We start from the raw sequence: 15,270 nt of genomic DNA, 5'->3' as shown, positions 1-15,270 counted from the left end.
ACTGACTTGCAAACTTAAAACAAAGGTATTTGCAATTATTTTTGCAAGAATTGAAAAAATATTGAAAGAAGGCGATTTTTTTGCGTATCCTCCAAACTAGAGATACTATGAGTGAGATTTATTTAGCTACGGTGAAAATCCGTAACCAAGTTTTTGTAAAAGAACAAAAAGTTCCTTTATCCATTGAAATTGATGGTAACGAAGCCTATGCAATCCATTTTGTCTTATATGATGACCAAAAAAAACCACTGGCAACCGTCCGTCTTTTGCCACTAGATGATACTACAGTAAAAGTACAACGCATGGCTGTGCTAAAAGAATATCGGGGTAAAGGTTTAGGAAAAATTTTGTTACAAGGGGCAGAAGATTTTGCAAAAGAACATGATTTTAAAGAAATCACCTTAGGCTCACAATGGCAAGCACGCGCTTTTTACCAAGAAATGGGTTTTAAGGCGACCGGGGAACCTTTTACAGAAGCAGGCATTAAACACGTCACCATGATAAAAAAATTAGCAGACTAAAATCTAGTTTATTTAATCAAGTTGATCTTGAAAAAATTTAATACAACAAGCTTGCATATAGACTAAAAAGCCCAAAGAAACAGTAGTTGTTAAAACAATTACTATTTCTTTGGGCTTTTGTTTATTGGTTCAAATTCAGTTCATTAACGTAAGTCTGAATCCCAGCTACAATCCCTGTAGCTACTTTGTCTTGAAAGTCTGCTTGCTTGATTAGTGCTAAATCACTGTCGCTGTTTAAATAGCCCAATTCTAATAATAGACTGGGGCGATTAGACTGGCGTAACACAAAGTAATTGCCCAGCCTAATGCCGTTATTATTCAAGGCTAAGTTTTTTTGAAGTGCTGTATTAATACTCGTTGCGGCAAATTTATCATCTTGATAGTAATAGTAGGTCGTTTGTCCATTCATGCCGTTATCATAGTCGTATTTGTCATAATGAATACTGATAAATAGATCCGCACTTTCTGCCATTGATTTTTTGGTAATATCTTCCAACGCCAAATAGTTGTCTTGGGTCCGGGTATACGCAACGCTAACACCGATTTTTTCTAACGCCACACCAATTTTTTTTACGGTCTGAAGTGTTAATTCTTTTTCAGTAAGTGTACCATCGTCACTTTCTGCACCAGTGTCAATTCCACCATGACCGGCATCCAAGACCACTTTAAATTGCGTTAATGTCGGTTTCACTTTACGTGTACTGGTCATAATTTGGGTGTTTTCTTTTTTTAACCATCCGATTTTTCCGTCATTGCTATTGATTTTAATCCAATCATTTTGACTTGCTAAGTATACGCCCCATTCTCCGCGGTACAAATTAACTAAAGTCGCACTTTTTGCGTTGGGGGACTCTTTTAAGGCAACATAGTCATTTGCCGTTTCAGCGGTGGTACTGTATAACGCCGGATCAACATAAACTTGCACTTTTTTTGTGCTTACGGTTAACGGGTTAGAATCTACAATCGTAACAAAAGACTCTTGTTCTTTTTTCTTCACTGTTGGCTGTGCTTCACTTTTTATATTATATTGTCCAATTAGAGCGCCAGCGCTGATTATGGCGATTACTAAAATGATGATTGTAAACTTAATTTTTCGTTTCATCTATTATCCAACCTGTGATTTATTTGATATCTTTATTGTACCTTAATTTACTTAAATGAGCCTAAAAAAACTATCCCACACAAAAATGCAGGATAGTTTTTTTATTTTCGTGACAATTGCTTGTAGCGGTCATACCAAATATCGATATAGCCTTCTGAAAAAGGACCTTTACCATTATTAATCCAATCCACTAATATTTTGACGTTTTCTTTTAAAATATAATCAACGTCTTTGGGATAATGCATGAGTTTACTATGTTGCTCATATTCATCCACATCTAGTAGCCGCTTTTCACCATCAGGAAAAACCTTGATATCAAGATCATAATCAATATACTTCAAGGCCTCCTCATCTAATAAATAAGGTGAAGCTAGATTACAATAATAAGAGACACCTTTTTCGCGAATCATGGCAATGACGTTGAACCAACACTTTTTATGAAAATAAACGATTGCAGGTTCTCTAGTCACCCATCGTCTACCGTCAGACTCTGTCACCAGTGTGTGGTCATTTACGCCAATCATCGAATATTCGCTGGTTTTTAAAACCATTGTATCTCGCCACGTACGGTGCAAATTGCCATCATGTTTATAACTTTGGATTGTTACAAACTCGCCTTCTTTTGGAATTTGCATACTCTAACCTTCCCTTTTAACCGTGATGGTATGTTGGGTATGTTTTACACCGACATCGTAATTATTATAGCAATAAAAACAAAGCTTGACTAGAAATGTTTATTCACTGTTTGCTTTTTTCCAATAGGCCTACTAACTTTTGCTGCGGTTTCGGGAATACATAGGTGTCAAACTCTTTGATTGGGACAAATCGCCCCCTTAAAGGCTTGGCAAAATTTGATTGGGCTACGCCATAAAAAAGCAATACATGCCATTTTAAATGACTAAAAATATGTTTGATTTCGCCTAAATGTCGTTTTTGCCAAACGACATTTTGCGGCAAGCTGGCTGGTAGCGGCACCTCTTCTGCCACACTAAAAAGATCAATAGGGGCAGCATTTTTTGCAAAGTTTTTTTGTGTTATTTCAAAGTCTTGCCGACTTACTTCAATTAAAGGAAATGTCCACATTTTTGCTAAGAGTCCTTCATCAGGCCGCTGTACTAAAAGATATTCTCCACTATCATTAACAACGGCAACGGCAACGTAATATACGTCTTTTGGTTTAGTAGCTTTAGTTTTAACCGGAAATTTTTCTTGTTGTTGTGTTTTATAGGAAAAGCAAAAGTTTTTTAAAGGACAACTAAGACACTCTGGCTTTTTAGGCGTACAAACCCCTGATCCAAGATCCATCAAAGCCTGATTAAAATCTCCTGGTGCACTGGTTGGGATCAGTTTACGCAAAATTTCATCAAAAATCTTGCGACTAGCTGGTTTGGCAATATCTGAGTCGACACCGTACAAGCGACTGATTACACGCATTGCATTGCCGTCAATTGCCGGTTCTGCTTTTTGAAAAGCGATGCTGGCAATCGCGCCGGCGGTATACGGTCCAATTCCTTTTAATGAACGAATAGCTTCAATGTCGCTTGGAAAAACACCGTCAAATTCTGTCATAATTTGTTGGGCCGCTTTTTTTAAATTACGTGCTCTAGAATAATACCCCAGTCCCTCCCAAACTTTTAAAAGTTCTTGTTCATCGCTTTGGGCTAATGCTTTTATTGTGGGATATTTTTTTGTAAACCGATAAAAATAGGCAATTACCGTATCCACTCGGGTCTGTTGCAACATAATTTCTGAAATCCAAATAAAATACGGATCATTTGTCTGCCGCCACGGCAAGTTGCGTCGCTCATTTTCATACCACGAGATAAAGTCTGTTTGAAGCTTTTTTATTTGCTTTTCATTTAAGTACTCATTCTGTCTGCTCATCGATAAACTGCTGAATCTCCTCTAATGCAAAACCCTTTTGATAAAGACTTTGTTTAATTTTTTGATTACGAATGTGGGGCGCTTTATTTTGATGACGCCGCCACAGTTTCTCACCAGCTTTTTTTAGGGCTTCTATTTCCGTTTCTTCATCCATCTCTAATTCTAGACTATCCAATACAGCTGATGCTACATCGCCACTGAAACCTTTTTGTCTTAAGGAAAGCTGTAATTTTTGTTTTGTTTCCTTGAAACTTTTATTGTGGATTTTCTTAAGAGCCTTTTCAGCAGCACGCTGGGCTACTGAAAACTGTATTTTCTCATTATAAAGACTAAGTGCAGCGTCAATTACTTCTGGTTTTAACCCTTTTTGTTGCAACTGTTGTTTTAATACACTGGGACCTTTATCACTTAGTCGCATTTGTGTCCGAACATAACTCTCACCATAGACTTTATCATCGAGCACACTTAAGTCTTTTAAATGACGAATGATTTTTTCTCGATCAAAACTTGGAATTTCACGTTCCTTTAAGTAACTGCGCACTTCTTTTTCAGAACGCAACTGGTAACTAATATAATTTAGCGCAAATTGAACACCGATATCGTAATGGGCATTTTTTTTTATCTCTTCAACATCTTTTTCATCTAATTCCATTCCCTTTAATAAGCGGAATTTGATTAATAAATCTTCTGAGACTCTTAGTGAATTGCCGTCTGATAAGTCGACTTCATAAAAACCATGTTTTGCCTTGGCTACTTTTGCAACGGTAAGCATACAGACGCCTCCTCTTTCAATATTTTATCAGGTCAACTCTACAAATTAACAAGCGAATGTACGTTTGTAGTGTATCACAAAATACCGTGGGGCCAAAGCTTTCTGGATTGTTTTGTTTCATGAATTAGTGTGTTAAGATAACTACAGTAAAACCAACAGAAACGCGGAGCTTATTTTTACCGCTAAAACAAGGAGTCTTTTATGGAACAAGTTGTGAAAAATGGTCAAAAAATCAACGTCACGATTAAGCGTCTAGGCATTAACGGCGAAGGAATTGCATATTTCAGACGTTTAATTATTTTTATCCCCAAAGCTTTACCCGGTGAAAAGATCCAAGCCAAAATTACCAACGTCACTGCAAAGTTTGCTGAAGCGCAGATTATTCAAATAATCAAAAAAAGCCCAGATCGCATTACTGCTCCTTGTGTTTTTTATGATCGTTGTGGCGGCTGTCAATTACAGCACCTATCATATAATAAACAATTAGATTTTAAACGCGATTTATTGCAGCAAGCTTTAACGAAGTTTAAACCAGCTGGCTATAAAAATTACGAGTTAAAAGAAACCATTGGGATGCAAGAGCCATGGCGCTATCGCAATAAAGCACAGTTTCAATTACGTTATAATTTTAAAAAACAAAAAGCAGAGGCTGGTCTTTATGAAATTGCCTCCCATAACTTAGTAGCAATTGATAATTGTATTGTCCAAGAACCAGATACCCAAACACTCATCAATACTGCTGTCCAACTCATTAACAAATATCAAATCCCTATTTATGACGAAAAGAAGAATAGTGGTATTTTAAAAACATTAATGGTACGTAAAGGAATTAAAACTGGCGAAATTCAACTCGTCTTGATTACCCACACGAATAAATTACCCCAAAAAAATAGTTTAATTCGCGAATTGACGCAACGTGTGCCCCAACTTGTTTCTATCATGCAAAATGTACAAAATAAGAAGACTTCTTTGGTTATGGGGGATACAACTGAACTCTTATGGGGAAAAGAAAGTATCGCTGAAGCATTAGATGATTTAAAATTTGATTTATCAGCGCGAGCTTTTTTCCAATTAAATCCCTACCAAACAAAAATTTTATATGCTGAAGCCCGGCGTGCTTTAGCACTATCACCACAAGAAACGTTAGTGGATGCTTATTGCGGTGTAGGAACTATCGGATTATCCATGGCTAAAATTGCCAAAGAAGTTCGGGGCATGGACACCATCCCACAAGCGATTGAAGATGCCAAACGGAATGCCAAACGCTTAGGGGTTACGAACACGCATTATGAAACCGGCACAGCTGAAGAGCTTTTACCGAAATGGTTAAAAACAGGGTTTCAACCCGATGCAATCGTGGTCGATCCCCCCCGAACTGGATTAGATCAAAAATTATTACGCGCGTTAACACAACAACCAGTAAAAAAACTCGTCTATGTTTCGTGTAATGTTTCGACTCTGGCCAGAGATTTAGTTAGTTTGGCTCAGGTTTATAATATTCATTATTTACAATCTGTCGACATGTTCCCACAAACAGCTCGTTGTGAAGTCGTGGTAAAAATGACAAAAAAATAGCCTTTATCCTAATTGACTAAACAGAATAACCAACCAGAAACTATTTAAAAAAGCGAGACTAAATGTCGTAATCCGAATTTAGTCTCGCTTTTTTTATGCAGAAAAAAACCGCCAAAATGACGGTTCTAAAAGTTGATAAAATTATAATTTAACCGGTGTTGCAGTTGCTTGGAGTACTTCGTTTAATTCTTCAATATTTTTACGGCCTTGTGTTTGCATCCATTCTCTCGCTGCATCTTCTCCACCTGTGATAAAAGGTTCTACGCCGTTTGCCCAAGTCGCGCGACCACATAAAACACCGTTAAATGTTGAGCCTGCTTCTTTGGCGAACTTCAATGTTTCTTGGAACAATTCAGCTGTAACACCAGCTGATAAGAAGATAAATGGTAAGTCAGTTGCTTCTGATTGTTCTTTGAAGTAAGCCATAGCTTCTGCTTTTGTATACGCCACTTCACCTTTTGCGTAACCTTCTACATAGTTCATATTAACCGGAACTTCCATTTTTAAAACATCAACGCCATAACGTGGTTTTGAAAATTCTTTCATCATTTCAATTACTTTATGTGGTTTTTTAACCGCGTATTCTTTGGTGCTGGCATCCGCATCATTGGCATCATAAGAAACCAATTCCAAGAAGAATGGCAAATCTTCTGCGGCACATTCAGAGCCAATTCGTTCCATGAAGGCTTTCTTTTGATCGTTGATTTCATCACTTTCATCTACATCGTAGTAAAGTAAGAATTTACATGCATCTGCGCCTGCTTCTTTTAGACGTTTCACTGACCAGATAGACAAAATGTCTGGCAAGCGTCCTGGGGTTGAAGCATCGTAGCCTGTTTTTTCATAGGCTAACAATAACCCTGCGTTTTCGTCGCGAACTTTAGCAGCTGGTAAGCCATATTCTGGGTCTAATAAAATAGATGAAGCATATTGGGTTAATTCAGAAGACACGATTTTTTTGAAGTCTTCGATTTGAACTGCTTGTGCTTGTGTATCTTGGTATTTATTAATCATTTTCTTTAAAGCACCACGTTGGTCGATCGCAAGGGCAGAGATCACACCATTTTTGTCACTTAATTGTTTGATAAAGGCTTTTTTTGCTTCTGTTGTCATTGTATATTCCTCCTAAAATTTTTCTATACTAAAGACACTTTTAATTGATCGAATAATTTTTGATAATTATCCAAATTAACGTGCCCCGTTACAGCTTCTTGCGCATTAAGCATACCCAAAACATTGGCTTTTTTCAAGATATCACTATCTGAATCACCGTTGTTTATTGCAGATGTCAAGCCGGCAACAGTAGAGTCCCCTGACCCAACTGGATTGACAACATCAATTTTTGGAATTTCAACACGATAAAACTTGTCATGATGTTTTGCAAAGGCTCCTTTTGCTCCCATCGAAACAACAATCCATTCAATCCCAGCAAACAATTCATCTTGTAGCGTTTCTTTTAAAGTATCAATATCATCAGGAACTTCTTTTCCTAATAAATCGGCTAACTCTTCTGTATTAGGTTTAATCAATAGTGGTTTTGCGTCACTTTCTAGCACTAATTTTAACGATTCCCCAGAACAGTCTAAAATGACGGGCTTGTTATTTTCGTTACAAATAGCGATCATTTTAGCGTAAAAATCTTTTGGCAAGCCGGCTGGCAAACTGCCAGAAAAAGATAAGATACTGGCTTTATTCACCAAATCAGCAAAATGAGTTAAAAAGACTTCTGCTTCTGCGGCTGAAATAACTGGTCCACTTTCTAAAATCTCTGTTTGCATCCCTTCATGTAAGACGGCAATACAGTTTCTAGTTTCACCATTAATTTGGCTAAAAGAATGGGCAATATTGACCTCATCTAAATCTTTTTTGATACTCTCGCCTAAAAAACCACCTAATAGACCACTGGCTGTGACATCGTCTCCTAGTTGTTTTAAAACGCGGGTTACGTTTAGCCCCTTACCGCCAGCAGTTTTTCTTACGTTTGTTACACGATTGACTGTGTCCAGTTTAAACGTTTCAAGGGGATACGAGATATCAATCGATGGGTTCATCGTAATCGTTACGATCATAGCAATCCCTCCATTTATTTTTTAATCAATTATTAGTCGTGATATTCGCCACGATCCCATTTTGCTAAAAATTCATCGAAGTAATGCGCATCTGCTTGTTCTGGTTTTAATCCTTCAACGGCATTAATTTTTTCAATTAACGCTTTGTTTTCTGGTGTTTCTTTATATTCTGCTTTAATGAAAGCTTCAATAATATCATTGATTAAAAATTCACCAGTAATTTTTCCACCAAAACCAATTACATTGGCATTTAATTGTTCTTTTGAATAAATGGCAGTCGTCATGTCCCGCACTAGGGCAGCACGTACACCGGGCACTTTATTGACAGAGTTTGTGATCCCAACGCCGGTACCACAAATCGTCACACCAAGGTCTGCAGCCCCGCTTGCTACTGCTTCTCCGACGCGTTTACCGTAAATTGGATAATGGGTCCGAGTAAAATCATACGTGCCACAATCTATTACTTCGTAACCTTTACTTTTCAAAAAATCAGAAACTGCGATTTTTGTATCTGTGACAATGTGGTCACAACCAATGGCAATTTTCATTATTCATTCCTCCTTTTACGCCATTTTATTTAACATATCCACGCGAATTTGATGACGGCCACCGTCATAGTGAGCAGATAAAAATTCTTTGACAATATTTTTTGCCAACTCTTCACCGACAATTTCAGAACCAATCGTAATCATACGGGCATTGTTGTGTTCTCTAGTCATGTATGCAGAACGTTCATCAGAGACTTCTGCAGCGACCATGCCTTTAACTTTTGTGGCTACCATAAAACTCCCCGCACCGTAACCATCAAAAGCAATTCCCATTGAGCCTTCGTTTTCTTTAATATCATTTGCGATAGCTAAAGTTGAATCAACGAAATCTGCGGCTGGTGTTTCTGTTTTATCCACGACTTCAAAACCTTCGCCAACTAAATACTCTTTGATAATATCCTTCAATTTCTTTGCCTGTGCATCTGAACCTAATACAACACGCATTTTATCTCCCCTTAATGAATAATATTCGTATATTGCCCATAGTGATTTTTTACACTGTCACTAATTGTGTCATCGGTATACAAAGCATTAATTTCTTTCAAACTATAAAAATTATAAAAATCACTATGGTTAAACTTATTCGCATCGGCAACCAAAAATTTTTGTTGGGCTTTGTCTAGCACCAGTTGTTGAAACTTTCCTTCTTCGATACTAAAGGTAGACACATATTCTTCTGTAATACCATTGACCCCCACAAATGCTTTTTGAATACTTAATTTTTGGATTGTTTCATTGGCAATGGAGCCAACGAAAGCACCGGTAATATTGCGATATTCTCCCCCGATTAAGTATAAATCATGTTTTTCATTTGCCGTTAACAAATTAAAAACCGGAAGACTATTGGTAATAACGCGTAAATGTTTGGCCGGTAAATATTTTGTCATTAACTCAATTGTCGTACCCGGCCCAAGAAAAATAGTATCATTTTCTTGAATTGCCGCTGCTGCTTGTTGGGCAATATATTCTTTCTCACGACTATGAAGTTGCTTTTTTTCACCGTGGGATAACTCAACTGGACATTCATTTTCAAAGTCGAGACTTTTAGCGCCCCCGTGAACCCGAATCAATCGGTTTTGAGAAGCCAATTCATCTAAATCACGGCGAATCGTCATATCAGAAACTTTCAATTGTTCCTGAATAAATTTCACCGTCACAACACCATGCACTTCACACAATTCAATAATCGCTTGTTGGCGTTTTGTTTTGAGCATCTCATCACCTTCCTTCGTTATAATAAAACATTTACAAACATTTTTCAACACTTTTATTGGGTTATTGTTTTATTTTTTGCGTTTATTTTTTATTAAACGGTATCATTTTTGTACAGAAACAAAAAAACAAACACTTGTAGGACTACAAGTGTTTGTTTCAGGCTTTCGTTTTGTCAGCCTTTGATAACAGAAACCTTATCTTCAAAGATTTGACTGCTATTGTATTCGTCTTGATTTGTGATAACAGCACTCACATCTTTTAAGCGATAAAAAGTATAGAAGTCTTCTTTATCAATTTTTGAAGTATCCATTAGTAAATAGCGGGCAAAAGAATTTTGCAATGCAATTAACTGTGTTTGGCCTTCTTCGATGGTAGCTGTCATAATTTTATCTTCTTTTAGTGCGTTACAACTAAAAAAACTCTTATGAAAATGCATGTCAGCTAAAGCGATATTTGCGATTTCGCCAAAAAATGACCGCGTGCGCATCCGCATTTCGCCACCAATTAAATATACTTTCAAATTTCCCTGTTTTTTACTAAGTGTTTCAAAAACTGGTAGACAATTTGTAACTACCCGTAGTGAGTTATGCTGAATTAATTGAGCTAAGACTTCGATGGTGGTACCCGGACCTAGAAAAATCGTTTCATCTTCTTTAATTAATTCTAGTGCCTTTTGGGCAATTGCTTTTTTTTCGGTCATATTGATAATTTGTTTATCAGAATGGGATAATTCTTCTTGCCGATAAGTATGAACAGTCTTGGCACCACCATGGACACGTTTTAAACGGCCTTGCTCTTCCAATTCTGTCAAATCTCGCCGCACTGTCATATCTGAGACATTCAAGCGCTCTACAATATCAGCTACCCGAATGGTTCCTTTTTCATCAACTAATGATACGATTGCATTAAAACGTTCTTCTTTTAACATCTGCAATCCCCTTTCCGTAAAACATTACTACTTTTAAATAATATTACGCTATTTTAATTGAGATTGATAGTTTTTATCGCTAAATAATGTGCCGTAATCAAAAAAATCAACAAAGAAACAGTTGAAAAATTTTTAGCAAAAATTTACCACAAATTACTTTTGGCACTAAATTTTTCTTCGCCATTTTTAGTATAGAAAAAATCTGAACCAAAGGTAGATACCTTTAGTTCAGATTTAATTTAATCAAACATAGAATCAAATAAAGACAATTGATTTTCATCAGGTAAATCTTTTAAAACACCATTTTCAGACATATATTCAATCAAGGTCTTGGATACTTTCCCACGGTTTGCTAAATCTTCTTTGGAAAGAAACGGACCATCTTTACGGGCTTCAACAATTTGTTTGGCTACGTTGATACCCAAACTTGGTACAGCTCGAAATGGTGCAATTAATTTGTTATCTTCAATGACAAAATTCACTGCATCTGATTTATACAAATCAATCATGCCAAATTCTAAGCCACGTTCTAACATCTCATTTGCTAATTCCAAAACGGTCAACATATTCTTTTCTTTAGTGGAGGCTTCCAAACCTTTATCAGTTATCTCTTTCATCCGATCTTTAACAGCGTCTTTGCCTCGGGTCATAGACACTAAGTCAAAGTCATCTGCTCGTACTGAGAAATAGGCACAGTAATATAAAATTGGATAGTAAACTTTGAAGTAAGCTACCCGCAACGCCATCAATACATAAGCTGCCGCATGGGCTTTGGGGAACATGTATTTAATTTTTGAACAAGAATCAATGTACCAATCAGGCACGTTATTTTCCCGCATAGCTGCAAGATACGTCTCCCGCAAATCATCAGGAATTTTATTCCATTGTCCTTTACGTACTGTTTCCATAATTTTAAACGCCATACCACTTTCAAGGCCGGCATGCATTAGATAAACCATGATATCATCACGACAACCAATTACCTCTGCTAAAGTTGCTTGCCCTTGGCGAATTAATTCTTCTGCATTGCCCAACCAGACATCGGTCCCGTGGGATAGCCCAGAAATTTGTAATAATTCAGCAAAAGTAGCGGGATGCGTTTCTTCTAACATTCCCCGTACAAAACGCGTCCCAAATTCAGGAATACCTAACGTGCCGGTTCGAGAGAAAATTTGTTCCTCTGTCACACCTAAAACATCCGGACCGTCAAAAATGCGCATGACATTTGGATCATCGGTTGGAATTGTTTTAGGATCAATACCAGATAAATCTTGCAACATTCGAATAACGGTAGGATCATCATGGCCGAGAATATCCAGTTTTAAAATATTGTCATGAATGGAGTGAAAATCAAAGTGGGTTGTCTTCCATTCCGCGTTTAAATCATCAGCAGGATATTGAATCGGGGTAAAATCATAAACATCCATATAATCAGGAATTACAATAATCCCCCCCGGATGCTGACCGGTAGTTCGTTTCACACCAGTTGCCCCTTGTGCGAGCCGATCGATTTCAGCCGCCCGCAATTGCATGTTGTGATCTCTTTCATACCCCTTCACAAAACCATAGGCTGTCTTATCAGCTACTGTACCGATTGTACCAGCCCGATAAACATAATCTTCACCAAACAAAACTTTTGTATAATTATGAGCCTCTGGTTGATATTCTCCGGAAAAGTTCAGATCAATATCGGGAACTTTATCTCCTTTAAAACCTAAGAAAGTTTCAAAGGGAATATCATGGCCGTCTTTATTTAGCCGCGTACCACATTTTGGACAAGCTTTTTCCGGCATATCAAAGCCCGAGCCATAGGACCCATCTTCATAAAATTCCGAGTACTGACAATTTGGACAATAATAATGCGGAGCCAAAGGATTTACCTCGGTAATCCCGGTCATAGTGGCAACAAAACTGGAGCCAACCGACCCTCTGGAACCAACCAAATAGCCGTCTTCATTACTTTTATGCACTAATTTTTGTGAAATCAAGTAAATCACGGAAAACCCATTACCGATAATTGATTTCAATTCTTTTTCCAATCGTTTTTCTACAATATCTGGTAAAGGATCCCCATACAATTCCTTGGCGCGATTATAACTTAAATTAGTAATTTCATCTTCTGAACCGGGAATTTTAGGCGTGTAAAGTTTATCTTTGACAGGTATTACTTTTTCACAGGAATCCAATAACTTGTTAGGATTTTCCACCACAATTTCTTTAGCGGTTTCTGGACCTAAAAACTGAAAAGCAGTCAACATTTCATCGGTTGTTCGAAAATGAACGTCTGGCAAACTGTGCCGATTTAACGGATTGGCACCACCTTGTGAGTTGATCAAAATTTTACGGTAAATACCATCTTCTTCATTTAAATAATGGACGTTACCCGTTGCCACAACTGGTTTATCTAGTTCATGCCCAATCGCTACTAAATTGCGGATAATTTCTTCTAAATCAGCTTCGTTTTTAACTAACTCTTGCTCAATCAAAGGAGCATAAACTGCTTTTGGCATGACTTCGATGTAATCGTAAAATTTCGCTCTCTCTTTTGCTTCATCGACACCTTTTTGCATCATCGCAACGAATACTTCACCTTTATCACAGGCTGTTCCTAGTAGCAAACCTTCTCGTAGTTTTGAAATTTCTGAGCGCGGAATGCGGGGCACACCACCATGAAAATATTTTACATTTCCCATTGAAATTAATTTAAAGAGATTTTTTAGCCCTGCTTGCGTTTGCGCTAAGATAGTTGCATGAAAAGGTCTGGCAGCTTTAAATGAATTCTCTCCACCAACATGCCGGTTTAAATCCTCGTGATAATGCATGTCGTGTTTTTCCATTGCCTCTTTAACAAAAATCCAAGCTAAGTGTCCCGTAGCTTCTGAATCATAAATCGCCCGGTGATGCTGTTCTAAACCAACACCAAATTTTTTCGTTAAAACACCTAAACCAAATCGTTTAAATTCCGGGTACAAATAACGTGCCAACTCTAAGGTATCAATAACTGGATTAACAGCTTCTGGCATCTCTAGGCGTTTATAAGTTGTATTAATAAACCCCATATCAAAAGAAGCATTATGGGCAACCAAAACACTGTCTTTGGCAAACTCCGTAAAGAGTGCCATAACTTCTTTTTCAGGTTTTGATCCTCGTACCATTTCATCGGTGATACCCGTCAAATCTACTGTCGTTTTAGACAAAGGGTGGCCAGGATCAATGAATTCATCAAAAGTAGCAATGACATTTCCCTTGTGCATTTTTACAGCTGCTAATTCAATAATCGTATCATAAACTGCAGATAAGCCGGTCGTTTCCACGTCAAAAACAACATAGGTTGCATCGGTTAACGAAACATGGGCTGGATTATAAGCCACCGGTACACCGTCATCCACCACATAGGCTTCCACGCCATATAAAACTTTCACCCCTGCTTTTTCCCCTGCATGATAAGCATCTGGGAATCCTTGGGCACCACCGTGATCGGTAATTGCAATCCCGCGATGTCCCCATTTTCCTGCTTGAGCAACTAAATCAGAGACGCTATTTGTCGCATCCATGGTACTCATATTCGAATGCATATGCAACTCCACACGCTTTTCGTCTGCTGGTGCATAATCTTTACGAGGATCATGTTTGACCTCAGCTATATCTTGGGCGATCATTACCAAATCTCTTTGGAAGGTGTCTTCTTGAATACTCCCTCTAATTTTTAGCCATTTGCCTTTTGTTAAAGCTTCAAAGATTTGTTCATCTTTTTCTCCATTTGAGAATTTTTTTACAATAAAAGAAGACGTATAATCCGTGACTTTTATTGTCAGTAATTTACGTTTTGTACGTAGTTCCCGCACTTCGGCATCAAAAACAAAACCTTCAAAAGTAACACGTCGTTCTTCTTCAATAATGTTAACCATAGGTGTGATAGGCTCATCACTTGGAATATTGCGGCCTAAAACAAGTGGTCCTGCAGCTGGATTTTTTTCTTGTTTTTTCTTTTGAACATGTATGGCCATATTCTCTTGGGCTTGTTGCATTAATTGCGCATGTTGCACTTCTTGCCTTTGTGCCATTTCTTGCAGTGCTTGTGCCCCTTTTGCCTCATCAAAGCGCGGCTCAATGCGAAATTTAGGAAACCCAAAGTCTTGGTAACTCATTTCCATTTTTGGTAAGTATTCACTAGTCAAATAAGAAATTACAGCTTCATTGACTACTGGCAAAATAATTTTGTTGTTTTCTTTAAAGGGCATTTGTCCTTTTACTGCTTGTTCAACCGCTTTAGTACTACAATTTTGCTGCATAGCCAACGTCCAATATTCTTGTAAAAGCGTCTCATCAAATTCATTTTTTGCGGTATTGATATGCAATTTAACTTGTGCAATTTCATTAAAAGCTAATTGCAGTTTTTGCCATATATTTTGATAGAGTGCAGCCGGTAAAAGCTCTGCTATAGATAAAGTGAATTCCCAGACACGCGACTTCCGATGGACGATAACCTCCGTGATTTCGCCGTCTTTTAATAAGGGATGCTGCCTTTGTTCTGGCGCCAAATCGATTTGCTCTAATAAAATTGCAAAACGTTCATTTCCATTTGCCAAAAAATCTTCCCCCTTCTTGCTTAAAGATACCTGAAATAGTATAAGCTATATTTTAAATTATTGCACG

General features: G+C 37.6%; 13 protein-coding genes. 2 read left to right on the top strand and 11 right to left on the bottom strand.

Annotation, left to right across the window (positions count from 1 at the left end; translation table 11 throughout):
* Positions 1 to 80 precede the first annotated feature (80 nt).
* Positions 81 to 521 carry a GNAT family N-acetyltransferase gene (locus AC6R0T_RS05980; protein WP_303754293.1) on the top strand — a complete coding sequence of 147 codons (441 nt, stop codon included), beginning with the start codon at positions 81 to 83 and terminating at the stop codon, positions 519 to 521.
* A 121-nt stretch (positions 522 to 642) separates the two neighbouring features.
* Here AC6R0T_RS05980 and AC6R0T_RS05975 read toward each other — a convergent pair whose 3' ends face one another.
* The 4 genes from AC6R0T_RS05975 to recX form a co-directional block, all read right to left on the bottom strand.
* The gene (locus AC6R0T_RS05975; RefSeq protein WP_303754294.1) at positions 643 to 1,623 is read right to left on the bottom strand and encodes an N-acetylmuramoyl-L-alanine amidase; all 981 of its coding nucleotides are present in this window, start codon (positions 1,621 to 1,623) and stop codon (positions 643 to 645) included.
* 101 nt (positions 1,624 to 1,724) lie between these two features.
* On the bottom strand, positions 1,725 to 2,258 hold the full coding sequence (gene ntdP / locus AC6R0T_RS05970) for a nucleoside tri-diphosphate phosphatase (protein WP_071864770.1): 534 nt from the start codon (positions 2,256 to 2,258) through the stop codon (positions 1,725 to 1,727).
* Between the two features lie 103 nt (positions 2,259 to 2,361).
* The gene (mutY, locus tag AC6R0T_RS05965) at positions 2,362 to 3,507 is read right to left on the bottom strand and encodes an A/G-specific adenine glycosylase (RefSeq protein ID WP_303754295.1); all 1,146 of its coding nucleotides are present in this window, start codon (positions 3,505 to 3,507) and stop codon (positions 2,362 to 2,364) included.
* Positions 3,491 to 4,279, bottom strand: coding sequence for a recombination regulator RecX (gene recX, locus AC6R0T_RS05960; protein WP_206903968.1), 789 nt, complete (start codon positions 4,277 to 4,279; stop codon positions 3,491 to 3,493). Before recX ends, mutY begins: the two co-directional genes overlap by 17 nt.
* A gap of 201 nt (positions 4,280 to 4,480) precedes the next feature.
* Between recX and rlmD the strand changes: the two genes are divergently transcribed.
* On the top strand, positions 4,481 to 5,854 hold the full coding sequence (gene rlmD / locus AC6R0T_RS05955; RefSeq protein WP_303754296.1) for a 23S rRNA (uracil(1939)-C(5))-methyltransferase RlmD: 1,374 nt from the start codon (positions 4,481 to 4,483) through the stop codon (positions 5,852 to 5,854).
* Between the two features lie 141 nt (positions 5,855 to 5,995).
* On the opposite strand, the gene lacD is transcribed toward rlmD, so the two are convergent.
* The 7 genes from lacD to AC6R0T_RS05920 all read right to left on the bottom strand — a co-directional run bounded on the left by lacD (position 5,996) and on the right by AC6R0T_RS05920 (position 15,203).
* Positions 5,996 to 6,967, bottom strand: a complete 972-nt coding sequence (gene lacD / locus AC6R0T_RS05950) for a tagatose-bisphosphate aldolase (RefSeq protein WP_230708532.1) — start codon at positions 6,965 to 6,967, stop codon at positions 5,996 to 5,998.
* 23 nt (positions 6,968 to 6,990) lie between these two features.
* A complete protein-coding gene (locus tag AC6R0T_RS05945) occupies positions 6,991 to 7,923 on the bottom strand; it encodes a tagatose-6-phosphate kinase (protein ID WP_303753219.1) in 933 nt (310 codons plus the stop codon).
* Positions 7,924 to 7,955: 32 nt separating this feature from the next.
* Entirely contained in the window at positions 7,956 to 8,471 is a 516-nt protein-coding gene (gene lacB / locus AC6R0T_RS05940; protein WP_311925401.1) for a galactose-6-phosphate isomerase subunit LacB, read from the bottom strand.
* Between the two features lie 15 nt (positions 8,472 to 8,486).
* Entirely contained in the window at positions 8,487 to 8,915 is a 429-nt protein-coding gene (lacA, locus tag AC6R0T_RS05935; protein WP_230711246.1) for a galactose-6-phosphate isomerase subunit LacA, read from the bottom strand.
* 11 nt (positions 8,916 to 8,926) lie between these two features.
* Complete coding sequence (locus AC6R0T_RS05930; protein ID WP_303753437.1) at positions 8,927 to 9,685, bottom strand: DeoR/GlpR family DNA-binding transcription regulator; 759 nt, start codon at positions 9,683 to 9,685, stop codon at positions 8,927 to 8,929.
* Positions 9,686 to 9,858: 173 nt separating this feature from the next.
* Positions 9,859 to 10,614 (bottom strand): DeoR/GlpR family DNA-binding transcription regulator, encoded by a 756-nt coding sequence (locus AC6R0T_RS05925; RefSeq protein WP_206905755.1) that lies wholly within the window; start codon positions 10,612 to 10,614, stop codon positions 9,859 to 9,861.
* Positions 10,615 to 10,853: 239 nt separating this feature from the next.
* Positions 10,854 to 15,203 carry a PolC-type DNA polymerase III gene (locus AC6R0T_RS05920; RefSeq protein ID WP_303753438.1) on the bottom strand — a complete coding sequence of 1,450 codons (4,350 nt, stop codon included), beginning with the start codon at positions 15,201 to 15,203 and terminating at the stop codon, positions 10,854 to 10,856.
* Positions 15,204 to 15,270 lie beyond the last annotated feature (67 nt).

The sequence above is a fragment of the Enterococcus sp. S86.2 genome (assembly GCF_059834485.2).
Note: the sequence above shows the minus strand (reverse complement) of the source record. Positions and strands in the feature narration are given on the sequence as shown.